Here is a 25,938-nt window from a genome sequence, read left to right as displayed (position 1 = left end):
CGGTGAACATGCCCCCCGAGTCCGGGATCGGCGTCGGCAACATGTTCTCCTTCTGGCTCTGGGGCCACTACGGCCAGGCGACCGGTCGTGACTGGTGGGTCCTGCAGACCGACGCCATGCGTGCGTGGCTCGAGGTGTTCCCGCGCATCGAGCCGCTGCTCCTGGCTCGCGACGAGCTGCGCTTCTCGGACGCGCGAGAGTGCGACTGGTCGCAAGACTTCGACAAGTTCCCCGAGCAGTTCCTCCCGGACTTCGTGCGCGAGCGACTCCTGAGGTCGGACCTCCCGGTCACCCGTGAAGCGCGCGAGGACGTGGTGACGGTCAACGTTCGCCGGGGCGACTACTACTCGGATCCGCAGCTTCGACTGCTCTACGGGTTCGACGTGCGTGGCTACGTGCGCGCGGCCATGCACGGGGCCAGGCAGCAACAGGCGATCACGCGGGTAGATGTCGTCTCCGACGACCCGGGGTGGTGTGCCGCCGAGCTGGGCTTCCTTGCCGAGTTCGGGGAGGTCACTTACCAGCGAGCGGGAGACGGGCCGGTGGAGAATCTGGCACAGCTCGCCTCAGCGCGGCGGCTGGTGCTCACGAACTCGACGTTCTCCTACTGGGGTGCCTACCTCAGCAACGGTGTCTACGGGGACAACCACGCGCTGGTGTGGGCGCCGGCGTTCCACCGTCGAGGGATCAACGGCGACAAGGCTTTTCAGCTCGACCCCCGATGGTCAGTCGTCGAGGGCTACGCGGATCTGGCAGAGGCAGATCACTGGTAGTTGTCGTGGTCCGGGAAGAGCCGCTCGTCGTACAGCAGCGCGTCCCTGTACTTCACCTGCAGCGGGTCGACGACCTGGGCCAGGAGAGCGTTGAACGGGACGGGGTAGCCGGGGTTGTCGCCGCGAGCGTTCCCCGGGTGGAGTGCGAGCTGGTCGGCGTACCTGTCCATCCGATGGTTCAGCTCCACCCACCACTCGCGGGTCAGGGGAGTGTCCGGTCGAGCGATGTAGCTGCACTGCCCCAGGCGGACCTCTGAGCAGCGACGCATGACCTTCTCCAACCGAGGGTTCGGGTCGTTGGGAGTCATGAGCCGCACCGGGACGCGATAGCCGGCCATCCACTGCTCCGAGTCGTCCATGCGGTCGAACACGGGTTCCCAGCTGTTCCGAGCCGGCTTGATGTCGGCATAGCCGCCACCGTGGAACTGCATGAAGTAGCTCTTGAGGTAGTCCGCCCGGTGGATGAAGGAGAGGCTGTCGTACGACGGGTGCAGTGGGTGGGTGGGCAGCAGGTAGGCATTGAGATTTTCGGGCGTGATCAGGACGACGTCGAGGCCCGGGTTGAGCGCCCGCAGCGATTCGATCCCTCGCTGGCGTTGCGCCGACACCGCGTTGTCGCCGGTCCAGAAGACGAAGATGCGGCGTGGCAGCGCCTCGTCGGTGCGTCGAGTCAGCGGCTCGTGGTGCGGGAGGTGGGTTCCCGGCCAGTCGTCCGGATCGAGCCGGTACGGCCGGAGCTTGTGCGCAGCCCGGAACACCGGCTCGACCGCGCCGGCCACTCGGAACCGATAGGGCTTGTACGCCAGGAACGCTCGGTGCTTCAGCTGCTGCGCTGCGTGCTTGCTGGAAGCGAGCGGTGCTCGCGCTCGATCTCTCATGCCGACTCGGGCCCTTCCTGCAGGTCGAGCTGTCCCAGAGCGACGAGCCGCGCGAATCGAGGCGACGCGGAGACCACCTCGTTGAACGTGCCGACGGCTTCGACGCGACCGTCGGCAAGGAAGGCCAGCTGGCGCGCGTGGCGGACCGTGGACAGCCGGTGCGCGACGATGATCGTGGTGATCTCACCGTGCAGGCTGCGGATCGTCTCGGTCATCCGGTGCTCTGTCTCGTTGTCGAGGGCAGAGGTCGCCTCGTCCAGGACCAGCACCTGGGGTTGGCGATAGAGGGCGCGTGCGATCCCGACACGCTGCCGCTGTCCGCCGGACAGGCGCGAACCTCGTTCTCCCACACGGGTTTCGAGGCCGTCGGGGAGCTCTGCGAGCAGGTCGCCCAAGAGCGCGCGGTCGGCGGAGCGCCGAACGAGCTCGTCATCGCGTTGATCCTCTGGGACTCCGAACGCGATGTTCCCGGCGAGAGTGTCGTCGGCGACATAAACGTCCTGGGGTACGTAGGCCACGACGTCGTGCCACCACTGGTCTGACTGGCGGACGGGGACGTCGCCGTAGGTCACGGAACCGCTGGTCGGCGGGATGAGCCCGAGGATGATGTTGACCAGCGTCGTCTTGCCCGATCCGCTCGGGCCCGCGAGGGCCAAGGACGAACCGTTGGGAATGCGGAGCGTCACGTCGCGGAGCACGTCGCGACCGGCACCGGGGTACCGGAATCCGACCTGCTGAACCTCGATCGGGGCTTCGGTGACGGGAAGCGCGGCTGTCGTGCGCGGGTCTTGATCGTCGACCCCGGACGTGAGGGCCTCCTGGAGCGCACGCACCACAACCTCGAGACCGGCTCGCCCGACCTTGATGGTTCCCAGGGTCGCAGTGAGCGCGACCATCGAGGGGAGGATCCGGATGCTCGCGGCCACGAACAGACTGAGCGTGGGGAGAGCTGCGGCTTCGCTGCCGGTCGCCACCGAGAGGATCACCAGGAGCGCGATCGCTGCCATCGTGGTCAGCTCCAGGACCGACTTCGGCAGCATGGCCAGGAAGTTCGCCCGTCGCGCCGACTGAGCCTGACTGACGTTGGCGACGTCGAAGCGATCGACGAAGAAGCCCTGGGCGTCGTGCATCGTCAGTTCTCGGAAGCCGTGCAGCGAGTCCACCAAGGCGTGGGAGCTTGCCCAGGCTGCGTTCTGGGCCTCCAGACCCGCCTTCCGGTTGGCGGGTGCCAGCGCCCGTTGCAGACCGAAGACGACGATGGCGAAGTAGGCGATCGCGGCCAGAGTGGGCAGTGGTGCCACGACCAGCAGAAAGACCGCGATCAACCCGATCGACATGGCCTGGCTGAGCACCTGCAGCAACCCACCGAGCACGCTGGTGTGGGCCATCTGCGCGCCTTGTCCGACGGCACTGATCACCTCACCCACGTTGCGGTCGCGATGCCGCAGGTAGGGCTCGGTCAGGTAGTGCTGCAGGAGTCGCCGGGATGTCGTCGTCTGCAGGCGCACCACGATCCCGCTGGACCACCACAGGATGATCGACGCCAGCACGGCTTTCGCCAGAAAGGCGAGGATCATGATGAGGGCGAGCACGATGGTGAATCGTTCGCGTGAGCCCCCGCCGAGAACGTCGTAGAGGCGGCCGAGGATGCCACCCTCCAGCGAGGCGCCGGTGAGCGCCTGCATCAACGGGAACACGACGGCGATGCCGACGAGGTCGAGCAATGCCGAGGTGAACTGGGCCAGCACCACCATGACGAGAAGGAACCGGTCCCTCGCCGTGAAGGTGGAGAGCAGGTAACGCAGGTCCTCTCTCATGGGCCCGTCACCTCCACGAGGTCCCCGATCTGGGCGAGTTCCTGATCGAGGGTGGCTGCACTCAGCTCGAGCTCGTCGGCGATGGTGCGGATCCGGTGGCGCCAGTCCAGCGTGCGCAGGGCGTGGCGAGACAGCCGAAGGGGCGCACGGGTGTCGTACGTCTCGAGGGCCGCGCGCAGCGCAGGCAGGCCCGCCTCGAGCGAGCTGACATCCATCGGGACGAGTGCCTCGGCCGGGAGCAGGTCTGCGGCTTGGCAGCGAGGCGGTGAGCCGGCGATCAGCGTCCCGTTGGCTACGGCGTCGGTGAATCGGGCAGAGAGGTAGTCGCGAGCTGGGTGGCGGTATGCGCTGGGACTGTCGAGGCTGCTCGACGCGAGGACGACCTTTGCCCTTCGCAGCTGGTCGTGGACCGTGCGCTGGTTGGCCGACCCGTCGGTCGCCAGCGGGAAGCGGCCCTGATAGCTCAACCCGGCGCGGGAGAGCGCTGCTCGGTTGGAGTCGTCGTCATCCCAGGCGCTCGGTTGGCGACCCAGGCGCAGCACGTCGACCGAGCGACTGGCCGTGAGGTCCTGCTGCTGCGCCTGCAACGCGTCCGTCCCCCAGGGGAGCCAACCGGTAGGCGCGCCGGTGGCCTCCCTGTATCGGTCGACCAGCTCTCCGTCCGTCACCCAGAGCCGGTCGAACGTGTTGCGGTGTCGGGCGAATCGAGGCAGCAGCTCGTCCCAGAAGGAGTCGATGATCCAGGCACCCACGCGGTCGAATCGGCCCGCGAGCACCGGAGCCTCGGCCACCGACAACAGGTTCCCTGGGTGGGCGGCGATGAGCAGCAGGGACCGCCCCCCACCACCGCGTCGGCGGGGCAGATGCGCGAAAGCCTTGCGCGCTGGCCCGTAGGGCCTCGATGGGTGGATGAACCGCACGTCTGCCTGAAACACCCGCCCAGTCAGCTCGGCAAGTGCTGTGACCGGGCCCCAACCGCCCGAGGACGACGGCGTGACGCACCAGATCTCTATCGCTGCACCGGAACTCATCGGGGCTCATTGTTGTCGAAGCCGGCCCTGGCCGAGGACTCCACCACCAGCGCCACGGCCTTGCGGCCGACAGGGGTGGGGAGCGCCGGCAGCGCCTTGTCGACGGCCGAGCCGAGCCGTGCGACGCGCCGCTCGTCGAGCCGGCTCGCCACGGCGTCGGTGGCTCTGCTCCACCAGGTGGGCGGGCCGGGTGGAGCGCTGACGTCGGGCCCGTGAATGGCCTCGAACTGGCGCCGCGCCTGACCGGACCAAAAGGCGCGCTGGGCCCGGGTGCTCGTGTCGACCGAGGCCATGTGATGCCGCACTTCGGTCGCCTCGACGACGTCGATGGGCACGCCCAGCCGATGGACCCGGTAGCCGAAATCGACGTCCTCCCAGCCATATCCGCGGTAGCGGTCGTCGAACTCGCCGACGCGGTCGAACACCTCGCGGGTGACCGAGGTGTTGCCGCCCCAGAAGCGCCAGCGCTCCGCGGGACGCGCCGAGAGCGCGGCGACGCGGTGTCGTTCGTCGGCGTCGAGACCGTACGTGCGCAGGTAGGCGCTGTCGGGGGCGATGTTGCGCGGCAGGCCGATCACGCCGCACTCGCGGCGTTCGTGCGCGGCCACGTGTGCCGACACGTGGTGGGGAGCCGGTTCGAAGTCGTCGTCGCAGCGGATGAGGACCTCGCCGTCCGCGGCGCGGAAGCCCGCGTTGAGCGCGGCGACCCGGCCCTGGTTGGTCGGCAGCACGACGGTGCGCAGCGGAAGGTCGCGGCGCCCGCGCAGGATCTGGGCGGAGCCGTCGACCTCGCCGTCCAGCACCACGACGGCCTCCCAGTCGTCGTGGGTCTGCTGCGCCAGGGCATCGAGCAGCCGGGGGAGACGCTCGGCCCCGGCGTAGGAGGGCACGACCAACGAGGCGCGCGTCATGAGCCGTCTCCGGTCTCGAGTCGCTTCAGCAGCTGGCCCAGCCGCTCGCGTCCGGCTTCGGGTGAGAAGTGGGTCTCCCAGCGCACCTGGGATGCCTCGACCGTGGGAGCCCAGTCGGCAGTGCTGGCCTTGTCCAGCAGCTGCGCCAGCTCGTCGGCGTCACCGCGAGGGAAGGTCCAGGGATAACCCTCGCCAGCGACCTCCGGGAGCGCGCCGGCGTCGCTGATGACGAATGCGCGGCGAGCCGCCATCGCTTCGCTCACCACCAGGCCGAAGGGCTCGTCCCACACGGAGGGGAAGACAGCGATGTCGACCGACTCGAAGAACTGATCGGCCGACATCCAGCCCTGCATCTCCGCCCCGACCGCGCGCAGCGCGGCGTCGACCCGGTCGGCCTCGTCGGACGCCACGAACCGGGACTCCCCGGCGACCAGCAGGCGGAAGCGTCCGGGGTGGTGGTCCTGCAGCTGCCGCACCGCCTCGCACAGCACCAGCAGACCCTTGTCCTCCGACAGCCGGCCGAGATATCCGAGCGTGACGAAACCCGTGTCGGGGCGAGCCCGCCTGAGCGGGAACGGCGGAGACCAGTTCCACAAGATCTCCGCACCGGCCACGTCGCGCGCCATCGAGGCGGAGGGCACGATCGTCGCCCGCGCGCCGCGGCGAGCCAGCTGGACGAGGCGTCGTTGCCGGGAGGAGGGGCGCTGGTGCAGGTGCACCACCCGGTCAGGTCGGCCGGCTGTGGCAAGTGCAGGCCGGGGACCGTTGCACCACAACAGCCCTCGGCGCTCGGCGCGGTCCCAGGAGCGGGTGACCCGCAGCTGGTCGGCGCCGCCGCGCGTCTGCAGCGGGACGACGCGAAGCCCTCGCCGAGTCGCCTCGTCGACCACGTCGGTGGGATGCGCCGGGGCCACCACCTCGACGTCGTGGCCCAGCTCGGTCGCTGCTTCGGCCATCGCGAGGAGCATGACCTCACCGCCGGCCATCTGCCCGTGGTTGGCCGCGAAAGAGATGCGGGAGAAGATCGTCGCGTTGCTCATCAGGCTCTGTCTGGGGCAACGTCGGCGGAGGCCCGAGACGAGGACCGGGGGTGGAACCGCTCATAGGTCCCGACGATCTGCTCAGCCATCCCAGCCACGTCCGGGATATTCGTCGGGAGCGCGGGGCGCAGCTCGGGCTGTTCGCCCTGCTCGACGACGGCGGCGGCCAGTGCGTCGACGTCGTCGGGGCCGGCTAGGCAGCGGGGCGGCAGGAACTCGGGGTTGCCGCCGATGTCGCTGGCGACGACCCCCATGCCGCGGTTGACCGCGTCGAGCAGCGTGTACGACAGGTTGTCGGCCCGTGACGGCTGCAGCAGCACGTCGTGGCCGGCCATCGCTTGTTCGGCGTCGACGAAACCGGGAAACGTCGTGGCGTCGTGGATCTGGAGCTGCCTGGCCAGCTGCTCCAGGGCGGCGCGCTCGGATCCCTGGCCCGCGACGGTCAGGGTGGCCGCCGGGTGGCGCCGCCGCACCTCGGCGAAGACGCGCAGCGTGGTCTCCAGGTTCTTCTCCGCGGACAGCCGTGACAACGACAGCACCCGCAGCCCGGTGGCCGGATCCTGCTGTGGCGCAAGACGATCCACGCCGTTGCGGATGACCGTGACGGGCGCGCTGGGTCGCCACTGGCGCAGCATGTCGCGCCGCGTCGACTCGCTCACCGCGATCAGCTGGTCGAAGCGGCGGATGCGCGCGTGGTGCGCCGCTCGCCGGCCCGCCGACTTGGCGCGGCTGCCGTGAAAGGTCAGGGGGTCTTCGGGGATGTGGTGCTCGGTCGAGACGAGCGGCACGGGCATGCCGGCCGTCGCCATCGTGACGAGGAAGTCGGCCTTGGCGAGGTGGGAGTGCACGAGCGCCGGGCGCAGCCGCCGCACGGTCTCGCGCAGGGCGCGCACGGTTCGCGGCGTCGAGACGCCCTCGACCGCCAACGGCACTGTGGGGCAACGAAGCTCGAACAGTCGGTCGAGCAACGGGCCCTCGGGAGCGGTGACCACGAGGCGATAGCCCGGAAGGCCGACCCGGGCGACGTCGGTGATGTGCCGAGCGACTCCGGCGAACTCCCCGACGGGGCACACCCACAGCGCCACCGGGAGCATCAGAACCACTCCTCCAGGCGGTCCAGCGCGGTCCAGAACCCGGCCCCGTTGTCGACGTGGCCCTGCCAGATCTCCGGGATGAACGGGACGCCCGGGGCCAGCCGGTTCAGCTGCGTGGCCGTGGTGGCCCAGTCGATCTCGCCCTCACCGATCTGCGGGCCCTCGCCGTCGACCCCTTCGGCGTCGACGATGTGCAGGTGGTCGGTGAGCGGCGCGAGCTGCTCGACGTACTCGCTGAACGGGCGTCGGGTGAAGTTGGCGGCGAGCTTGGAGTGGCTGAGGTCGAGCGTCAGGCGGCGGTCGTGCTGGGTGCAGAACTCGACCGTGTCCTCCAGACCCATGAACAGGTTGTGGTGCTGCTGCCCGCCCATCAGCCAGGGGAACGGCGGCAGGGTCTGGGCGGTGAGACGTACGTCGGTCTCGTCGACGCGCTCCAGCGCCTGGGCGATCCGGGCGTAACGCCCTGGCCGGTCCTCCGGCGGGATGAACCGGTCGCGGGTGAACCCGCCCATCGTGCAGATCACGACCGGTGCCTGCTCGGCGTCGAACCACCCGGCCAGGTCGCGGGTGATGTCGATGACCCGCTGAACCTCGACGATCGAGCGTTCCCAGACGGCGTCGTCCTCGCTCGCGAGGTCGATGATGAAGTCACCGGGGTAGAGGTCGGGGCAGTGCACGGCGTAGGTCATGCCGGGGAAGCGCCCGCCGAGGAGCCGGTCGATCGTCTCGGTGTCCATCTCCACGTCGTGCGCCGAGAGGTGGAACTCCAGGAAGTCGGGGTTCACCGGGTTGCCGGTGATGAGCCGCCGCGCGTCGTGGTAGCGCACCGGGACGCCCCACGGGCGCCGGAAGGCGTACGCACGTCCCTCGGTCACCGTGTCGGAGACGTCGGAGGCGTAGAAGAAGTCGCCGGCCTCGACGACCCGGCGAGCGGGGCGGCCGATCAGCGAGTCGAGGTGGTTGGGCTGCAGGCCGCGACCGGGAGACTTCACCGTGACGGCGTCGCGGGTGACGTGCTCGCCGATCTCGAGCCGGCGCGTGGCGACCAGCGACTTGGCGAGGTTGGCGCGGTTCATCAGCTCGCCGGTGGAGACCGAGCGCGACTCCCCGCTGCCCAGCGCCGACTCGACCTCGCGCACCCAGCTGACCATCTCGGCGAACTCCTCGGGCAGCAGCGAGACCTGGTGGTCGTTGCCCTCGAGGGTCTTGTCGTCGGTGAAGTGCTTCTCGATGACGTGCGCCCCGCGGGCGACGGCGGCGACGGGCACGTGGATGCCCCGCTCGTGGCCGGAGTAGCCGACCGGGCACTCGCCCAGCTCGGCCAGGCGGTCCATGTAGCGCAGGTGCACGTCCTTGAACGGTGCGGGATAGGTCGACTGGCACTGCAGCAGCGCGAACTGCGCCCCGGCCCGGCGCAGCACGTCGACGGCCGCGACGATCTCGTCCTCGGTCGACATGCCGGTCGACACCAGCAGCGGCAGGTGCTCGGCCGCGCACGCCCGCAGCAGGTCGTGGTTGGTGAGGTCGGCGCTTGCGGTCTTCAGCGCAGGCACGCCGTAGTCGGCCAGCACACGCAGCGACGGCTCGTCCCACGGGGTGCAGAACGCGTCGATGTCGACCGCGCGGCAGTGGTCGAGCGTCTCGATCATCTGCTCGGGCGTGAGGGAGAACTTCGCGAGCAGGTTCATCGTGTACTGCGGGCCGAGGTCCTCGCCCTCCGACGTCGACACCGCGCCCTGGCGATAGAGCGAGTCGAGGTCGCGCAGCTGGAACTTCACGGCGTCGGCGCCGGCCTCCTTGGCCAGGTCGACCAGGTGCTTGGCCCGGCCGACGTCGCCCTGGTGGTTGTTGCCGATCTCGGCGATGAGCAGCGCTGGGTGCCCCTCGCCGACGGTGTGCCGGCCGATCTGCAGCTCCTGCGCCGCAGGACGGGCGATCGCCTCGAGCCGGCCGCGGTCGTCGACGAGCGGGATGACCTCGACGCCGGGACGGAAGGCGGCGGCGATGGTCATGGGGTCGGAGCCGAACGCCAGGCTCACGGCGTCACGGTGTGCGGCCTGCTCGACCGGGGTCGTGAGGTCGATGGACGGGGTCGAGGTGACCCACCGGCGGAAGTCGCCGTCGGAGAACGACCCGACCAGCACCCCTCGGGCGTCGACGCAGAAGACGATGCCGGACTTGTTGTCGCTGATCTTGGTGAGCGCGGCGAGGATGGGGTCGTCGCCGAGAACCACGTAGGGACCGATGCGTCGGTCGATCGTCGTCATGCTCCCCCATCGTCTTTCGTTCTGGACCGCGGCCAGTGTATGAGAGCGGCACCGGACTCCCGGACGGATCCGCCGGTTGCAGTTGAGCGCTCGCTCCCCGTGTCGAAGGATGAGCCTCATGGCACTTACCGTCCGCAAGAAGCGCTTCGTTCGCAGGCTCCTCGGCTATGCGACCAACCCCGCGGCGGTCAAGGCCAGGACGCTGCTGAATCGTGAGCAGACGCACGACATCGGAGGCGTGCGCATCACCCTCCCGCCGGACCACAGCCTGCCGTTCTACCAACGACGAGACCCGACCTACGACGCGTACGCGGTCGCGCTGCTGCGTCGGCTCAGCGGTGGTGAGCGGCTCACGGTCATCGACGTCGGGGCCAACGTCGGCGACACGGCCGCGGCCGTGCTCGCTGCCGATCCCGCGACCGAGGTGATCAGCGTGGAGGGGAACGAGGACTTCCTGGGCTACCTCCGGCGCAACCTGGCCGCCTATTCCGAGCGTGCGACCGTGGTCGCAGGCTTCGTCGGGCCGGTCGGGGAGCGGGTCGCCTATCGCACGCAGGGGAGCACCGGGGGTTTTCAGCCTGCTGTTGCTGAGGAGTCCGACACCCAGGTGCAGGAGTGGGTCTCGCCAGCGCAGCTCCTGCAGATGGTCGGCCAGGAGGACCGTGTCGTCTGGAAGAGCGATATCGACGGGTTCGACATCCATGTGCTCGCGGAGCACTGGAACGTCATCGACGAGCGGTGCGAAGCGATCTGGTTCGAGTTCGACTCACCGCGCACGCTCGGAGACCGTGCGGACGTTGCGCGCCTGATCGAGCTGATCGCGGCCAGCGGGAGGACCTGCTGGGTCTACGACAACCTGGGCCGACGCATGGTGGTGCTCGCCCCCGGGGAGGGACAGGCGACCGCGCTCAGCGCCCTGTCGGAGTGGCTGCACGAGCAGATCGAAGGACACATCACGGTGCCCTACCTCGACGTCTGGGCTTTCCGAAGCGACTCTGCGGGTCGACTGGGAGCGGAAACTGCTGATCTCAAGACCTAGCTCTTCGCAGCCTGTGGACGACGTGGCGTGCAATCTTTGGCTCCCAGCTGTATCGGCGCGAATAAGGGCCCGGTGGTAGAGCCAGGTAGCGCTCCCGGTCTTCATCGAACAACTGCACGAACTCGGCTGAGCTGCTGGTGGTCCCCATGGGGGTGTCGATCGGGAAACCGGAGAACACGGCGTTTCGGTGTCTCTGCTGGTTGAAAAGATAGTCGTCGCCGAAGCAGATGCGAAGTTCTGACGGAATCTCCACGTAGTTGGATCGGCGCATGAACATCAGGGTTCCGAAACCTTCGGTGCGTCGATATACAGGACGCAGTCTAGGGCGGCCCGTCACGGGCGGATTGTCGCGCAGTAGTCCACGTTCGACGCCGCGAAAGGCGTTTTCGGCCGGGGCCACGATTCCCACCGGCAGGCGCAACCATCGGCGGGCGTGATGGAAGAGGCTAGTGTCGAACTTGAGGTCGTCGTTGGCGATGCACAGCAAAGGCGTCGATACGGCGCGGACGCCGGCGTTCCAAGCTGGGTTCACGTAGATGTTCTCGCCGGGGCTGATGATCGAGATCTTGGGTCCCGAATGGGGCAGCTCGGTGGTGGCGTTGTTGACGACCACGATCTGATCGACGAGTGGCTCTGCTGACAGAGCAACGAGCAGGTCTCCGAGGAGCGGCGAGCGCTGGAGAGTCGGTATCACGACGCCGAACGACATCTATGCCTCCCCCTCGGTCCAAGGGTTGCACCGTAAGCGCACAAATGGGGCAGCCGCTGGGGGAACGCGAAATCTTCCGCCGTGCGTCAGCTCCTGTTAACAATCCACTGCTCGGCCCGCTCGAAGTCCTCGAGGGTGTCGATGTCGAGGCTCTCGGCGGGGTCCATGACGAACAGGCCGATGCGGCCGCCCAGGCGGTTGTGCTGGGTCTCGTAGATCTCGGTCCGCGTGAGATAGAGCGAGCCGGTCTCGCGGAAGCGCTCCTGCTCGGGAGTGACGTCCTGCCGGCGGGGCCGGCTCTCGAACGGATAGAGCGCGCGCACCTCGGGGGAGCGCTGCCACAGGAAGATCGGCTCGGGGACGACGCCGACCATGGAATCGACTGCGCCAGAGGTGAATTCGGTCACCGCCCGGGAGAGCGTGCCCGGGAGCCGGATCGGCGAGGTCGCCTGCAGCAGCATCACTGACTCGGGGCGGCCGACCCGCCGCGTGATGACGTCCACGGCGTGCTCGACGACCGGCTCGGTGGCCGTGGTGTCCTGGGCGAGGTCGTCGGGGCGCTCGATGATCTCGGCTCCGGCATCGCGCGCCACCCCCGCGATCTCCTCGTCCTCGGTGGAGACGTACGGCGTCAGCTCCGGGGCCGCCAGCACCTGCTCGATCGTCCAGACGATCAGCGGCTTGCCGCCGAGCGGCTTGAGGTTCTTGCGCGGGATGCCCTTCGACCCGCCGCGGGCCGGGATGACAGCGGGAATGCTCATGAACGGTCCTCGTCGTCGACGATCCAGTAGGTCTCGGTGACCGGCAGCAGGTCGGCGGCGCCGAGCCGGCCCTGCTCGTCGAGCACCGGCAGCTGAGAGGTGTACGCCTGCAGCCGCGCGTGCTTGTCCGCGACGTCGACCGGGGCCGTGACCTCCCGCAACCCCGCCGTATGCCGGTGCAACCGCCGTGCCTGCACGGCGCCTCGCTCGTGCCACAGGTAGGGCAGGTCCTCCGACAGCACCAACGTCGCCCCCGCGTGCCGCGGCACGGTCGCCAGCGCCACGTCACGGACGAGCAGGTGGTCCGGGTTCGCCGCCATGCCTCGCCGCTGGGCCTTGCGGCGGCGCCGCTGCGCGTCGGCGTGCATGACCCGTCGAACTGACTGCGCCGCAACGGCTTTCGCTGACCGGAGCGCCCCGCTGGGCGCCTCTGCCGTGCCCTCGTCCGCGTCTGCGCCAGCCGCGCTGGGGGCCGCCCCCGGAGTCTCCGCAGCGGCCGAGTCGTCGGACCTCCGCACCCGCTCGCGCAGCACCTGCCACACCGCCTGCGGGACGTGCACCCCGGCACCCACCGGCGCCACGACGACGGCTCCCGGGTGCGACGTCAGCCAGGTGTCGAGCCGCCGGCCCAGCTCCTGCCGGTCCTGACCACGCAGGGCGTGGTCGGCGTACGTCGCGTCCAGCAGTGGCAACCGCTCGACCCCGTGCGGCGTGCCGGCGAAGGCCGCCTCGTCCTCGCGGGTGCGCGAGCTCATCGTCTCGTCCGAGTCGGCGAACCCGCTGGCCGCGTCCCACGGTGTCGACTGCGCGGGGGAGGGCGATCCGGCGAACACGGTCCAGACCGTGCACTCAGCGCGCTGCAGAACCGCCGCGGCGCTCAGCCACGCGTCGTCGAGGTGCGGGGCGAGCACCAGCACGGGTCGCCCGCGCAGCACGGGCGTGAGATCGTCGGCCGCGTCGGGGCCGCTCATGGCGGACTCCGTTCCACTTGTCGGCCGCATCGCGCCAATACTAGGAACCCCGTCCAGCCCGAGGTGATCGATGAGCAACGCCCCCACGGTGAGCGTCGTGATCCCGTGCCACGACGCCGCCGGCACCCTGGCCCTGCAGCTTGCCGCGCTCAGCAGGCAGGACGCGGCTCCCGACTTCGAGATCGTCGTCGTCGACAACCGCTCCCGCGACGGTCTTGCGGCGGTGGTGCAGCGCTGGGCGGCCGAGCTGCCCCGGCTGCGGCTCGTCTCCGCACCCCGCCTCCCCGGCGCGGCCTATGCCCGCAACGTCGGCATCGGCGCGAGCACGGGGGAGCGGCTGCTCTTCTGCGACGCCGACGACGTCGTGGCGCGCGACTGGGTGCGCGAGGGCGCGGCCGTGCTCGAGCAGGTTGCGGTGGTCAACGGTGACGACGTGACCCTGCCCTTCGCGGCCTTCACCTGCCTCGACAGCGTGTGGGACGGGCACCTCGACCGGCGCCCGCGCGGTGAGCTGGAGCGCATCTCTGAGCCCGTTCCCTATCCCATCCTGCTCGGCGGAAACTTCGCCTCTCGCCGCGAAACCCTTTTGTCGGTGGGCGGATTCGACGCTGCGATGATCGACGCCAACGAGGACAACGACCTGGCCGTGCGTCTGCAGCGGTCGGGCGCACTCATCCACCGCTCGCACGCGATGCTCATCGCCCAGCGCAGCCGCGCGGGAGCCAAGGCGTCGTTCCGGAGGGCGTTCCGCGCCGGCCGGGGGCACGTGGCCCTCGCCGCGACTCACGACCTGCGCCGAGACTCGCCCAGCCTCAGCCGCGGGACGTGGCGTCTCGACCCGCTGCGCGCGTCCGGCGCGGCCGCGAAGATGGCGACCCGGCCGCGCGACCAGCGCGACTGGCCGGCCGTCGCGACCCGCCTCGGAGCCGGGCTCGGTCTGTGGCTCGGCGAGGTCGACCGGTGGCGTGGGCGGAGCCAGGAGCCGGCCATCGGTGCCGGCATCGAGGAGGGCCAGACGTGAGCCGTACGTCCGAGGCCGGTCTGGCCTTCCCCGCCGACCTCGAGGGGTGGCGGCGCTGGTCGCGGACCCGGCGACCGATCGAGCGCACCGTGCGCGCGGCGAAGCACCGGTTGCGACCGGCTCCGCAGGCCGCGCCCACCCTCCACCTACCGCCCGAGGGAGAGGGTGAGGTCGAGACGCTCGTGGTCCTCGACGTGCTCAGCCCGAGCTGCCGCGCGGCGGTGCTCGACCCGGTCGCCCACCTCGATCCCGCTCGCACCGCGCTGCTGGCGCCCGCCCCGCTCGACCCGACGGACCTGCCGACGCAGTGGCGACCACGCTCCTGGTCCGCCGGCACCCCGCTGCCGGGGGTGCGGCAGGTCCTGACGCTCGGGACGTTCAATGCCCTCGCCGAGCAGGTTGTCGCGTGGGCGCGGCCGCGGGGGGCCCGGCACGTGGTCGTGCAGCACGGGTTGCTCACCCGCTGGGCGCCGCCGCTCGCGGACGGCGACCACCTGCTGGCCTGGAGCGTGGCCGACGCCGACTACTGGTCGGCGGGACGCTCGTCCATCACGAGCGAGGTGGTCGGCTCCCAGCTGCTGTCGCTCGCCGGTCGCCAGCCGCGGGTGCCGCTCAAGAGCGAACGGGCCGTCATGCTCGGCCAGCTGCACGGAGTGGAGCTGAACCGCCGCGAGGCGATGCGGACGTACCTGCGGTTCGGCCGTTCCGAAGGCGTCGACTACCGCCCGCACCCCAACGAGCGCGACCTGGCCTCCCGCGCCGCGCACCAGGTCATGCGGCGCGCCGGTGTCCGCTTCGCCGACGAGCCCGGAAGCCTGCTCGATCTCGGCCGCCCCGTCGTCAGCATCTTCTCGACCGGCACGCTCGAGGCAGCCCAGCGCGGGCTGCCCGCCTGGGTCGCACACACCGACCCGCCGCCGTGGGTCGAGGACCTGTGGGAGCGCTACGGATTGAGCCGCTGGGGCGCCGACCCGACGCCCGCCTGGCCGAGCCCCCCAGTCGAGCCGGCCGCGGCCGTCGCAGCAGCTGTGACCTAGCACTCGTCCCACCCCCGGTCGGGTGAATCTTGGTTACGGTGTGATAACCACGGAATCTGCGGAGTAATCTGGTCTGTTGGTGAGGCCGATGGCTGCGGCGGGGGACGGTGGCTTGAGACCACGAGCGCGAAGGGGTGATGAGTCATGAGCACGTCCGTCGACCCCCATCGGGTTGCGGAGTCCCACCCCTCGACGTTGCGACCGGTGCCGCAACCGCGCCCCGAGGTCGCCTCGCGCGCCCGCACCGACCGACTCCGGCGCTTCCGGGTCGGTCTCTTCCTGACCGACTTCGTCATGGTCGCGGTCGCGCTCGCGTCCGCCCAGTTCTTCCGGTTCGGCGCCGAGGCCGCGCAGGTCGCGGGGTCGGAGATCCGTTACGCCAGCCTGACCCTCGCTCTCGCCGTGGGCTGGTCCATCGCGCTCCTGCTGCGCGGCGCCTACCGACCCGACGTCCTGGGGCACGGCTCCAAGGAGTTCGTCATCACGATCACGGCGACGGTCCAGCTGTTCGCCCTGGTCGCGCTGCTCAGCTATGCCCTGCGATACCAGCTGGCCCGCGGCTACGTCCTGGTCGCGCTGCCGCTCGGCATCCTGCTGCTGATGCTCAGCCATTGGCTCTGGCGGCGCCGGCTGGTCCGGCTGCGGCGCGACGGAGAGCTGTCGGTCCGGGTGCTCGCCGTCGGCGACAGCCTGCACATCGCCCAGCTGATCGAGGCCACCGACCGAGAGCCCGGGGCCGGCTTCCGGGTCGAGGGCATCTGCTCCGACGAGTCGCCCGGCGACGGTCAGGTGCACGGGCGTCCGGTGGTCGGGCGCGAGCTGCAGGCCGCGACCGTCGCGATCGAGGGCGGCTACGACCTGGTCGCCTGGGCCGGGTCGCGCTCGGGCCCCGAGGCGCTCAAGCGCCTGGGCTGGGCGCTCGAGGGCACCCGCACCGGCCTGGTCGTGCTGCCCGGCCTCATCGACATCGCCGGCCCGCGCCTGAGCGCCACCCCGGTGTCGGGCCTGCCGCTGCTCTACGTCGAGCGGCCCACCTTCTCCGGCCCCAAGCTGGTCGCGAAGGTCGCGATGGACTACCTGCTGACCATCCCGATGCTCCTCCTGCTGCTGCCCGTCTGGGCGCTGACCGCGGTCGCCATCTGGGTCGACGACCGCGGGCCGCTGTTCTACCGCCAGGAGCGCATCGGCCAGAACGGCCGCCCGTTCCGCATCTGGAAGTTCCGCTCGATGCGCGTCGGCGCCGACTCCGAGGAGCTCGACCTGCGCGAGGGCGAGCACGACGGCTCCGGCCTGCTGTTCAAGGACCGCGACGACCCGCGGGTGACCCGTGTCGGGCGCCTGCTGCGCCGGTTCTCCATCGACGAGACCCCCCAGCTGATCAACGTGCTGCGCGGCGACATGAGCCTGGTCGGCCCGCGCCCGCCGCTGCCGCACGAGGTCGCCGGCTACGAGAACGACGTACGCCGTCGCCTCCTCGTGCGCCCCGGCGCCACCGGTCTGTGGCAGATCAACGGCCGCAGCGACCTGTCCTGGCAGGAGTCGGTGCGCCTGGACCTCTACTACGTCGAGAACTGGTCCGTGCTGGGCGACCTGGTGATCCTCGGCCGCACCGTCGGGGCCGTCGTCCAGGGCCGCGGCGCCTACTGACCGACCCCCGACGCGTCCTCGTCCGAGCGCGGCGCCACGATCAGCTGCACCCCCAGGTCGGCGATCGCCCGCCGCGCCTCGGGGTCCAGGTCGGCGTCGGTCACCAGGGTGTCCACGTCGCCGAGCGGCGCGATCGTCTGCAGGCCGACGACGCCCCACTTGCTGTGGTCGGCCACCACGACGATCCGTCGCGCACTCCTGATCAGCGCCCGATTCGTCTGTGCCTCTTGCAGATTCGGGGTCGTGAGGCCGGCCGCCAGGTCGATCCCGTGCACGCCGAGGATCAGCGTCTCCACGTGGATGTCGGCGAGCATCGTGTTGGCGACGGGCCCGGCCAGGGCGTCGGACGGCGTACGCACCCCACCGGTGAGCACCACGAGCTGGTCGTCGCGGTCGGCGTCGAACAGCACCTCCGCCACGCGCGGGGAGTTCGTCACCACCGTCAGCCGCTTGATCGGCCGCAGCTCGACCGCGACGGCGTAGGCCGTGGTGCCGGCCGACACCGCGATGGTCGAGCCGGGCTCGATGAGCGAGGCGGCCGTGCGCGCGATCTGCGACTTGTGCGCCGGGTTGATCTCCGACTTCACCGAGAACCCCGGCTCGTCGGGGTGGCGCGTGCCCGCAGCGGTCGCGCCGCCGTGCACCTTGACCACGAGGTTCTTGCGGGCCAGCACCTCGATGTCGCGGCGCACGGTCATGTCGGAGACGCCGAACCGGTCGACCAGATCCGACACGCGCACCCCGCCGGTCTGCTCGACCTCCTGCAGGATCAGCTCCTGCCGCTGTCTCGCCAGCACCCACCCACGGTAGGGCTGCGGCGCGCCCTTGGCAGAATCATCGCCATGTCCCAGCCCCGCCTGTTCTCCGGCATGCAGCCCACGCACGACTCGTTGCACCTCGGCAACTACCTGGGCGCGCAGGTCAACTGGGTGCGGATGCAGGACGAGTTCGACGCGTTCTTCTGCGTGGTCGACCAGCACGCCCTCACCGTGGCGCCCGACCCGGCCGAGCTGCGCCGACGTACGCGCGTCACGGCAGCCCAGTACCTCGCCGGCGGTGTCGACCCCGAGCGCTCGACCGTCTTCGTGCAGAGCCACGTGCCCGAGCACGCCCAGCTCGCGTGGATCCTGGACTGCATCACCGGGTTCGGCGAGGCCGCGCGGATGACCCAGTTCAAGGACAAGTCGGGCAAGCGCGGGCAGGAGGGCACCAACGTCGGGCTGTTCGCCTACCCGATGCTGATGGCCGCCGACATCCTGCTCTACGACACCGCGGCCGTGCCGGTCGGCGACGACCAGCGCCAGCACCTGGAGCTCGCCCGCAACCTCGCGCAGCGGTTCAACGCCCGCTACGGCGACACGTTCGTGGTGCCCGAGGCGCACATCCCGTCCGAGACCGCGCGCATCATGTCGCTCGCCGAGCCGACCGCGAAGATGAGCAAGTCGGCCGACAACCAGGCCGGCAACCTGATGATGCTCGACGAGCCCAAGGTCAACACCAAGAAGGTCAAGTCGGCCGTCACCGACACCGACAACGCCGTGCGCTTCGACCCCGACGCCAAGCCGGGCATCGCCAACCTGCTGCGCATCCACGCCGCGCTCTCCGGCGACTCGATCGACACCCTCGTCGAGCGCTACGCGGGGGAGAACCGCTACGGCGCGCTCAAGACCGACGTCGCCGAGCTGGTCGTCGCGGTGCAGCAGCCGTTCAAGCAGCGCGTCGACGAGCTGCTGGCCGACCCGGGCGAGCTCGACGCGATCCTCGCCAGGGGGGCCGACCGCGCACGCGAGGTGGCCGCGCCCACGCTGGCGAAGGCGTACGACGCCGTCGGGTTCCTGCCCGCCGGCGCCTGAGCTGCGCCAGGCTGCGGCCATGACCACCACGATCGGCGTCAGCATCCCGGTGCCCGCGCCCTACGGCGAGCAGCTGCAGGACGCACGCCGGCGCTCCGGCGACCCGCTCGCCGACGCGGTCCCCACCCACGTCACGCTCATGCCGCCGACCGACCTGGCCCAGGTGGAGCAGCCGGAGTTCACCCAGCACCTGCGCGCGGTGGCGGCCGCGGCCGCGCCGTTCCGGATGACGCTGCAGGGCACGGGCACCTTCCGCCCGGTCTCGCCGGTGGTGTTCGTCGCGGTCGCCGAGGGCATCGGCATGTGCGAGCGGCTCGAGCAGGCGGTGCGCTCGGGCCCGGTGCGCCGCGAGCTGGAGTTCCCCTACCACCCGCACGTCACCGTCGCCCAGGCCGTCGACGACGACGCGCTCGACCGGACCTTCGAGGAGCTGGCCGGATATCGCTGCCAGTTCGAGGTGTCGGCGTTCGATCTCTACCTGCACGGCGAGGACCGTGTGTGGCGGCCGATCGACCGATTCGAGCTGGGTCTCAACGACACGACGGCGTCTTAGGTTCCCCTCACCCCAACCTCCGGCGAACGCAGCAGTAATCTTCGGTTGTGGCAACCAACACCCTCCCCGCTGCTGAGCGGACGTCGAAGGCAGGGACCACGCTCTTCCTGAAGACGCTCATGGCGGTCTCGGGAGTGGTCTTCGTGCTCTTCGTCGCCGCCCACATGGCCGGCAACCTCAAAGTCCTTCAGGGCGAGCGCTCGTTCAACACCTACGCCGAGCACATCCGCACGATCGGCGAGCCGATCCTGCCGTACGCCGGCCTCCTGTGGATCCTGCGCGTCGGCCTGATCGTGTCGCTGGTGGCGCACGTCGCCTCCGCGGCGATCCTCGCCGCGCGCGCGAGCAAGGCTCGCCCGCAGAAGTACCAGGTGAAGAAGAACCCGGCGTCGACGCCGAGCTCGCGCACCATGCGCTGGGGCGGCCTCGCCCTGCTGCTGTTCGTGATCTTCCACCTGCTGCAGTTCACCGCGCCGAAGATGAACTTCGGCGACGGCCAGACCGGGAACCCCTACCAGCTGCTGGTCGGGAGCTTCGAGATCTGGTGGATCACGCTCATCTACTTCGCGGCGATGGTCGCGCTCGGCCTGCACCTGCACCACGGGGTGTGGAGCGCCGCCCAGACCCTGGGGCTGACCAGCACCCCCAAGAGCCGCCGCATCGCCAAGACCGCCGGTGCCGTCGTCGGCCTGGTGATCTCGATCGGCTTCATCCTGCCGCCGCTGCTGGTCCAGTTCGACGTCATCAACTAAGAGGGACGACATCATGAGTGAACTCGTGGAGGGGCTGTACCGCCTCGGCGACCCGATCAGCGACCACGCGACGCCCGACGTCGACATCACCAAGATGTGGCCGGAGAAGCAGTTCACCAACAAGCTGGTGAACCCGGCCAACCGCCGCAAGCTGTCGGTGATCATCGTCGGCACCGGCCTGGCCGGCGCCTCGGCCGCCGCGACGATGGGCCAGGACGGCTACAACGTCAAGGTCTTCTGCTACCAGGACTCCACCCGCCGCGCCCACTCGATCGCGGCCCAGGGCGGCATCAACGCGGCGAAGAACTACAACGACGACGGCGACTCGGTCTACCGGTTGTTCTACGACACCGTGAAGGGCGGCGACTACCGCTCGCGCGAGTCCAACGTCTACCGCCTGGCCGACGTCAGCACCAAGATCATCGACCAGTGCGTCGCCCAGGGCGTGCCCTTCGCCCGCGAGTACGGCGGCCTGCTCGACAACCGCTCGTTCGGCGGTGTGCAGGTGGCCCGCACGTTCTACGCCGCCGGCCAGACCGGGCAGCAGCTGCTGATCGGCGCCTACCAGGCCATGGAGCGCCAGGTGCAGGCCGGCACGGTGCAGGAGTTCACCCGCCACGAGATGCTCGAGCTGGTCATCGTCGACGGCCGCGCCCGCGGCATCGTCGCGCGCGACATGACCACCGGCGAGATCAAGACCCACCTGGCCGACGCGGTCGTGCTGGCCACGGGCGGCTACGGCAACGTCTTCTTCCTGTCCACCAACGCGATGGGCTGCAACGCGACCGCCACCTGGCGCGCGCACCGCAAGGGCGCCCTGTTCGGCAACCCCTGCTACACCCAGATCCACCCGACCTGCATCCCCGTCTCCGGCGACTACCAGTCGAAGCTGACGCTGATGTCGGAGTCGCTGCGCAACGACGGCCGCATCTGGGTGCCCAAGCGCCGCGAGGACGCCGACAAGGACCCGCGCGACATCCCCGAGGAGGACCGCGACTACTACCTGGAGCGGATCTACCCCTCGTTCGGCAACCTGGTCCCGCGCGACATCGCCTCCCGGCAGGCCAAGAACGTCTGCGACGAGGGTCGCGGCGTCGGCCCGCTGGTCGGCGACTTCCGCCGCGGCGTCTACCTCGACTTCGCCGACGCCATGGCCCGGCTGAGCAAGGACCAGGTCAAGGCCAAGTACGGCAACCTCTTCGACATGTACGAGCGGATCACCGGTGAGTCGCCGTACGAGGTGCCGATGCGCATCTACCCCGCGGTGCACTACACGATGGGCGGGCTGTGGGTCGACTACGACCTGCGCACGACCATCCCGGGCCTGTACGCCATCGGCGAGGCCAACTTCTCCGACCACGGAGCCAACCGGCTGGGTGCGAGCTCGCTCATGCAGTGCCTCGCCGACGGCTACTTCGTGCTGCCCAACACCATCCGCGACTACCTCGCGGAGGGACCGTTCGACAAGGTCACCGACGACGCCCCCGAGGTGGTCGAGGCGCGGGCCCAGGTCGAGGACCGCCTGCAGAAGCTGCTGGCGATCCAGGGCGAGCGCAGCGTCGACTCCTTCCACAAGGAGCTCGGCCACATCATGTGGGAGTACTGCGGGATGGAGCGCTCCGACGAGGGGCTGCGCAAGGCCATCGGCCTCATCCGCGGTCTGCGCGAGGAGTTCTGGCGCAACGTGCGGGTGCTCGGCAGCGCCGACACGCTCAACCAGTCGCTGGAGAAGGCCGGCCGCGTCGCCGACTTCCTCGAGCTGGGCGAGCTGATGTGCATCGACGCCCTGCACCGTCGCGAGTCCTGCGGCGGCCACTTCCGGGTCGAGAGCCAGACCGAGGACGGCGAGGCGCTGCGGCACGACGACGAGTTCGCCTACGTCGCCAACTGGGAGTTCACCGGCATCGACGAGACCGGTGCGCTCGTGCCGACCCTGCACAAGGAAGAACTCGTCTACAAGTTCATCGAGCTGAAGCAGCGGAGCTACAAGTGAATCTCACCCTCAAGATCTGGCGGCAGGACGGGCCCGACGTCGCCGGCGAGCTGGTCACCTACCCCATCTCCGACGTCTCGCCCGAGATGTCGTTCCTGGAGATGCTCGACGTGCTCAACGAGCAGCTCATCGAGCAGGGCGTCGAGCCGGTGGCGTTCGACAGCGACTGTCGCGAGGGCATCTGCGGCATGTGCGGTCTGATGATCTCCGGCGAGGCCCACGGCCCCGAGGTCACCACGACCTGCCAGCTGCACATGCGCTCGTTCACCGACGGCGACACCATCACCATCGAGCCGTGGCGCGCCGAGGCGTTCCCGGTCGTGCGCGACCTGGTGGTCGACCGGTCGGCGTTCGACCGGATCATCCAGTCCGGCGGCTACATCTCTGTCAACACCGGTGCCGCCCCCGAGGCGCACTCGACCCCGGTGCCCAAGGAGAACGCCGACCGTGCGTTCGAGGCGGCCAAGTGCATCGGCTGCGGCGCCTGCGTCGCGGCCTGCCCGAACGCCTCGGCGATGCTGTTCGTCGGCGCCAAGATCCGGCACCTCGGCGAGATGCCGCAGGGCCAGCCCGAGCGCGACGCCCGCGTGGTCTCGATGGTCAACCAGCACGACCACGAGGGCTTCGGCGGCTGCACGAACATCGGTGAGTGCGCCGGCGCCTGCCCCAAGGAGATCCCGCTGGACGTGATCTCCACGCTCAACTCCGACTTCCGCCGCGCCAAGCGCCACAGCTGACCCGGCCCCAAGGCGGTCGAGCGGCTCCCCACGCTGGTCGAGTAGGGCGAGCCGCTAGGCGAGCCCGTATCGAGACCGGCCACGCTGGTCGAGTAGGCCGGAGCGCAGCGGAGGCCGTATCGAGACCCGGTCACCGCGCTCGGTGGTGACCGAAAAGCGCCGGGAGGCGTGAGTACGCCTGGGGTGACGTCGTTCTCGCGAGTCGCCGAGGGCGTACATCGCCAGAGTGGTCGCGAACTAACAAAGTGGTCGGTTGCAACTGACCAGTCTGTTAGTTCGTGACCACTCTGAGAGATTCTGGCCAGTCTGGGCGGGGTCGGTCCTGACAGCACCCCACGATCTCGACACGACCCCGCGTTGTTGACACAAACGGCTGCTACAGCACGCAGTCCTGTCAACAACGCCTGTCCGTGTCAACAACGTCGGGTTCTGTCAGAAACGTCGCCACCGCGAGCCGCCAGACCAGGCCGACCACGCCCCGACTCCCGCCTCCAGGCGCCTTTCGATGACCACAGACCGTGGTGACGGGTCTCGATACGGCCGCTCGTCCCTCGCGGCCTACTCGACCACCGTGGGAGGCCACTCGACCGCCTTGGGGGGGTCTCGATACGGCCGCTCGTCCCTCGCGTCCTACTCGACCATCGTCGGAGGCCACTCGACCACCTTGAGACCGCCTCACGCCACCCGGATGCCGGGGGCCCAGGCGGGGTTGATCACCGACCCGTAGAACTCCAGCAGCTCGGCGGTCAGCGTCTTCCAGCTGCGGGTCTCGACCTTGCCGCGGCCGGAGGCGCCCATCCGCGCGCGCATCGCCGGGTCGGCCACGAGCCCGCCGACGGCCTGGCGCAGCGAGCCCGGCTGCTCGGGGTCGAACAGCAGCCCGGTGACACCCGGCTTGACGATGTCGAGCGGTCCGCCGGCGGCCGGGGCGACGACGGGGAGCCCGGCGGCCATGGCCTCCTGCAGCGTCTGCCCGAACGTCTCCTTGGTGCCCGTGTGCACGAACACGTCGAGCGCGGCGTACGCGTGCGCCAGCGGCAGCCCGCTGCGGTAGCCCAGGAAGTTGGCGCGGGGGAGCAGCTGCTCCAGCGCGCTGCGGGTCGGGCCGTCGCCGACCAGGCACAGGCTGACGCCCGGAAGGTTGGCGACCTCGGCGAGGCGGTGGCACTCCTTCTCGGGGGCGAGTCGGCCGACGTACCCCACGATCGTCTCGCCGCGCGGGGCCAGCATCGAACGCAGGTCGGCGACCTCGGGGTCGTTGCGCCGCTCGGGGGAGTAGCTTTCCGCGTCGACCCCGCGCCGCCATAGCGCCGTGCGCGGCACCCCGTGGGCCGAAAGCTCCTGCAGCGTCTGGGTGCTCGGCGCCAGGGTGAGGTCGGCGAGGGTGTGGAAATGCCGGATCCAGCGCCACGCGGCGCGCTCGACGGGGGCGCCGAGCGGGCCGCCGTGCTGCTTCAGATAGCTCGGCATGTCGGTCTGGTAGACCGCGACGCTCGGGATGCCGAGGTTGCGCGCCGCGGCGAGGCCGCGGGCGCCGAGGCCGAACGGCGAGGCGGCGTGGACCACGTCGGGCGAGAAGCGGGCGAGCACGCCCTCGAGCTCGTACGACGGCAGCCCCACCCGGAACTGGCGCAGCGTGACGCCGCGGACGGTGCGGACGGGGAAGTCGCGATAGGTCGCGGGGGCCGGCGCGGGGGCGATGACCAGGGCGTCGTGCCCCGCCTCGCGCAGGCAATCCAGGACTCGGCAGACGCTCGTGGTCACACCGTTGAGCGTCGGCAAGAACGACTCGGTCACGATGGCGATGCGCACACCACCACGGTCCCGACGCGGGGTGGAATCGCGGGATCACCGACCTGAGTGTCTGGTGAGCGGTCGGTGAACGGCGTGGGTTAGCGTCCCTGCTATGTCCGAGGGTGGCGTGACCGAGCGAGGCGAGATGGCGGGTTTCTGGGGCATCGTGCCGGCGGGCGGCTCCGGGACGCGGCTGTGGCCGCTGTCGCGGGCGGGCTCGCCGAAGTTCCTGCACGACCTGACCGGCAGCGGCAGGTCGCTGCTGCAGGGCACCGTCGACCGGCTGGAGCCGCTGTGCGGTGAGCGGCTGATGGTCGTCACCGGCGTGCTGCACGCCGAGTCGGTGCGCGAGCAGCTGCCCGACCTCGGCGACGACGGGCTGCTGGTCGAGCCCTCGCCCCGCGAGTCGATGCCGGCGATCGGACTGGCCGCCGCGCTGGTCGAGCAGCAGGACCCCGAGGGCGTCATCGGTTCGTTCGCCGCCGACCACGTGATCGGGCAGGAGGACGCCTTCCGCGAGTGCGTGCGCGAGGCCGTCGCCGTCGCCCACACCGGCAAGCTCGTCACGATCGGCATCGAACCGTCATATCCCGCAACGGGTTTCGGCTACATCCAGACCGGTCTGCCGCTGGAGATCCCCGGCGCGCCGCGGGCCCTGGCGGTGCGGGCGTTCGTCGAGAAGCCCGACGCGCCGACCGCCCAGGCCTACGTCAGCAGCGGCGAGTTCCGTTGGAACGCCGGCATGTTCGTCGTCAAGGCGTCGGTGCTGCTCGACATGCTGGCGCACTACCAGCCGCTGATGGCGCACTACCTGCGCTCGATCGCCAACAACCCCATGCGGCTCAACGAGCTGTGGCCGCGCCTCACCAAGATCGCGATCGACCCGGCCATCGCCGAGCCGGCCGCCGTCGACGGCCGGGTGGCCGTGGTCCCCGGCAACTTCGAGTGGGACGACGTCGGCGACTTCGCCTCGCTCGCCTCGGTGCTCGTCGAGTCCGCCGACGCCCCCGGCGTGAAGGTGCTGGGGGAGCAGGAGCTGGTGGTCATGCAGGACTCGACCGGCGTCATCGCCCCCCGCTCCGGACGTACGGTCGTCGCCCTCGGCCTCGACGACGTCGTCGTGGTCGACACCCCCGACGCCGTCATGGTCACCACCCGCGAGCGCGCCCAGGACGTCAAGCAGATCGTGGAGAAGCTCAAGCTCTCCGGCCGCGAAGACCTCACCTGACCCGCTGAAACGCGGTTCCAGCGCTCTGACTC

At 70.1% G+C, this 25,938-nt stretch carries 23 protein-coding genes; 11 read left to right on the top strand and 12 right to left on the bottom strand.

Features of this window, described 5'->3' with window-relative positions; genetic code table 11:
- Window positions 1–8: 8 nt before the first annotated feature.
- Window positions 9–773 carry an alpha-1,2-fucosyltransferase gene (locus FB554_RS11090; RefSeq protein WP_236022462.1) on the top strand — a complete coding sequence of 255 codons (765 nt, stop codon included), beginning with the start codon at window positions 9–11 and terminating at the stop codon, window positions 771–773.
- On the opposite strand, the gene FB554_RS11085 is transcribed toward FB554_RS11090, so the two are convergent.
- Genes FB554_RS11085 through FB554_RS11055 form a run of 7 tightly spaced genes read right to left on the bottom strand, consistent with a single transcriptional unit; the run spans window position 764 to window position 9,811 of the window.
- Window positions 764–1,651 (bottom strand): glycosyltransferase family 32 protein, encoded by an 888-nt coding sequence (locus tag FB554_RS11085; RefSeq protein ID WP_142006075.1) that lies wholly within the window; start codon window positions 1,649–1,651, stop codon window positions 764–766. The genes FB554_RS11090 and FB554_RS11085 overlap by 10 nt on opposite strands.
- The gene (locus tag FB554_RS11080; protein WP_142006073.1) at window positions 1,648–3,468 is read right to left on the bottom strand and encodes an ABC transporter ATP-binding protein; all 1,821 of its coding nucleotides are present in this window, start codon (window positions 3,466–3,468) and stop codon (window positions 1,648–1,650) included. Before FB554_RS11080 ends, FB554_RS11085 begins: the two co-directional genes overlap by 4 nt.
- Window positions 3,465–4,499 (bottom strand): hypothetical protein, encoded by a 1,035-nt coding sequence (locus FB554_RS11075; protein WP_142006071.1) that lies wholly within the window; start codon window positions 4,497–4,499, stop codon window positions 3,465–3,467. The genes FB554_RS11080 and FB554_RS11075 overlap by 4 nt, the downstream gene beginning before the upstream one ends.
- Window positions 4,496–5,410, bottom strand: coding sequence for a glycosyltransferase family 2 protein (locus FB554_RS11070; protein ID WP_142006070.1), 915 nt, complete (start codon window positions 5,408–5,410; stop codon window positions 4,496–4,498). The genes FB554_RS11075 and FB554_RS11070 overlap by 4 nt, the downstream gene beginning before the upstream one ends.
- The gene (locus FB554_RS11065; RefSeq protein ID WP_142006068.1) at window positions 5,407–6,450 is read right to left on the bottom strand and encodes a glycosyltransferase family 4 protein; all 1,044 of its coding nucleotides are present in this window, start codon (window positions 6,448–6,450) and stop codon (window positions 5,407–5,409) included. The genes FB554_RS11070 and FB554_RS11065 overlap by 4 nt, the downstream gene beginning before the upstream one ends.
- A complete protein-coding gene (locus tag FB554_RS11060) occupies window positions 6,450–7,544 on the bottom strand; it encodes a glycosyltransferase family 4 protein (RefSeq protein WP_211344580.1) in 1,095 nt (364 codons plus the stop codon). The genes FB554_RS11065 and FB554_RS11060 overlap by 1 nt, the downstream gene beginning before the upstream one ends.
- A complete protein-coding gene (locus FB554_RS11055; RefSeq protein ID WP_142006066.1) occupies window positions 7,544–9,811 on the bottom strand; it encodes an N-acetylneuraminate synthase family protein in 2,268 nt (755 codons plus the stop codon). Before FB554_RS11055 ends, FB554_RS11060 begins: the two co-directional genes overlap by 1 nt.
- A gap of 109 nt (window positions 9,812–9,920) precedes the next feature.
- Here FB554_RS11055 and FB554_RS11050 point away from each other — a divergent pair, with 109 nt between their 5' ends.
- Entirely contained in the window at window positions 9,921–10,850 is a 930-nt protein-coding gene (locus FB554_RS11050) for an FkbM family methyltransferase (protein WP_142006064.1), read from the top strand.
- Here the strand turns inward: FB554_RS11050 and FB554_RS11045 are convergent.
- The 3 genes from FB554_RS11045 to FB554_RS11035 all read right to left on the bottom strand — a co-directional run bounded on the left by FB554_RS11045 (window position 10,840) and on the right by FB554_RS11035 (window position 13,291).
- Window positions 10,840–11,559, bottom strand: coding sequence for a glycosyltransferase family 2 protein (locus FB554_RS11045; protein WP_142006062.1), 720 nt, complete (start codon window positions 11,557–11,559; stop codon window positions 10,840–10,842). The genes FB554_RS11050 and FB554_RS11045 overlap by 11 nt on opposite strands.
- Before the next feature lie 86 nt (window positions 11,560–11,645).
- Window positions 11,646–12,320 (bottom strand): acylneuraminate cytidylyltransferase family protein, encoded by a 675-nt coding sequence (locus FB554_RS11040; RefSeq protein ID WP_142006060.1) that lies wholly within the window; start codon window positions 12,318–12,320, stop codon window positions 11,646–11,648.
- Window positions 12,317–13,291 carry a PIG-L family deacetylase gene (locus FB554_RS11035; protein WP_170206849.1) on the bottom strand — a complete coding sequence of 325 codons (975 nt, stop codon included), beginning with the start codon at window positions 13,289–13,291 and terminating at the stop codon, window positions 12,317–12,319. Before FB554_RS11035 ends, FB554_RS11040 begins: the two co-directional genes overlap by 4 nt.
- 70 nt (window positions 13,292–13,361) lie before the next feature.
- Between FB554_RS11035 and FB554_RS11030 the strand changes: the two genes are divergently transcribed.
- From FB554_RS11030 to FB554_RS11020, 3 genes are all read left to right on the top strand, one after another.
- A complete protein-coding gene (locus FB554_RS11030) occupies window positions 13,362–14,312 on the top strand; it encodes a glycosyltransferase family 2 protein (protein ID WP_142006056.1) in 951 nt (316 codons plus the stop codon).
- Window positions 14,309–15,349, top strand: coding sequence for a prephenate dehydrogenase (locus FB554_RS11025; protein WP_142006054.1), 1,041 nt, complete (start codon window positions 14,309–14,311; stop codon window positions 15,347–15,349). Before FB554_RS11030 ends, FB554_RS11025 begins: the two co-directional genes overlap by 4 nt.
- A 204-nt stretch (window positions 15,350–15,553) precedes the next feature.
- A complete protein-coding gene (locus FB554_RS11020) occupies window positions 15,554–16,996 on the top strand; it encodes a sugar transferase (RefSeq protein ID WP_170206848.1) in 1,443 nt (480 codons plus the stop codon).
- Here FB554_RS11020 and FB554_RS11015 read toward each other — a convergent pair.
- The gene (locus FB554_RS11015) at window positions 16,990–17,793 is read right to left on the bottom strand and encodes a DeoR/GlpR family DNA-binding transcription regulator (RefSeq protein ID WP_142006050.1); all 804 of its coding nucleotides are present in this window, start codon (window positions 17,791–17,793) and stop codon (window positions 16,990–16,992) included. The two genes, FB554_RS11020 and FB554_RS11015, sit on opposite strands and share 7 nt — an antisense overlap.
- 45 nt (window positions 17,794–17,838) lie before the next feature.
- Here FB554_RS11015 and trpS point away from each other — a divergent pair, with 45 nt between their 5' ends.
- Genes trpS through FB554_RS10990 form a run of 5 tightly spaced genes read left to right on the top strand, consistent with a single transcriptional unit; the run spans window position 17,839 to window position 22,884 of the window.
- A complete protein-coding gene (trpS, locus tag FB554_RS11010) occupies window positions 17,839–18,849 on the top strand; it encodes a tryptophan--tRNA ligase (protein WP_142006048.1) in 1,011 nt (336 codons plus the stop codon).
- 19 nt (window positions 18,850–18,868) lie between these two features.
- Window positions 18,869–19,402: a 2'-5' RNA ligase family protein gene (locus FB554_RS11005; RefSeq protein WP_142006046.1), complete on the top strand. Its 534-nt coding sequence runs from the start codon at window positions 18,869–18,871 to the stop codon at window positions 19,400–19,402.
- A gap of 47 nt (window positions 19,403–19,449) precedes the next feature.
- A complete protein-coding gene (locus FB554_RS11000) occupies window positions 19,450–20,154 on the top strand; it encodes a succinate dehydrogenase cytochrome b subunit (RefSeq protein ID WP_142006044.1) in 705 nt (234 codons plus the stop codon).
- A 13-nt stretch (window positions 20,155–20,167) separates the two neighbouring features.
- Window positions 20,168–22,147, top strand: coding sequence for a fumarate reductase/succinate dehydrogenase flavoprotein subunit (locus FB554_RS10995; RefSeq protein WP_142006042.1), 1,980 nt, complete (start codon window positions 20,168–20,170; stop codon window positions 22,145–22,147).
- Window positions 22,144–22,884 (top strand): succinate dehydrogenase/fumarate reductase iron-sulfur subunit, encoded by a 741-nt coding sequence (locus FB554_RS10990; RefSeq protein ID WP_142006040.1) that lies wholly within the window; start codon window positions 22,144–22,146, stop codon window positions 22,882–22,884. The genes FB554_RS10995 and FB554_RS10990 overlap by 4 nt, the downstream gene beginning before the upstream one ends.
- Before the next feature lie 675 nt (window positions 22,885–23,559).
- On the opposite strand, the gene FB554_RS10985 is transcribed toward FB554_RS10990, so the two are convergent.
- Window positions 23,560–24,696, bottom strand: coding sequence for a glycosyltransferase family 4 protein (locus FB554_RS10985; protein ID WP_142006037.1), 1,137 nt, complete (start codon window positions 24,694–24,696; stop codon window positions 23,560–23,562).
- A 94-nt stretch (window positions 24,697–24,790) separates the two neighbouring features.
- On the opposite strand from FB554_RS10985, the gene FB554_RS10980 reads away from it, so the two are divergent.
- A complete protein-coding gene (locus FB554_RS10980) occupies window positions 24,791–25,906 on the top strand; it encodes a mannose-1-phosphate guanylyltransferase (RefSeq protein ID WP_142006035.1) in 1,116 nt (371 codons plus the stop codon).
- The last annotated feature ends 32 nt before the right edge of the window (window positions 25,907–25,938 follow it).

This window comes from Barrientosiimonas humi, assembly GCF_006716095.1.
Lineage (GTDB): Bacteria > Actinomycetota > Actinomycetes > Actinomycetales > Dermatophilaceae > Barrientosiimonas > Barrientosiimonas humi.
Note: the sequence above shows the minus strand (reverse complement) of the source record. Positions and strands in the feature narration are given on the sequence as shown.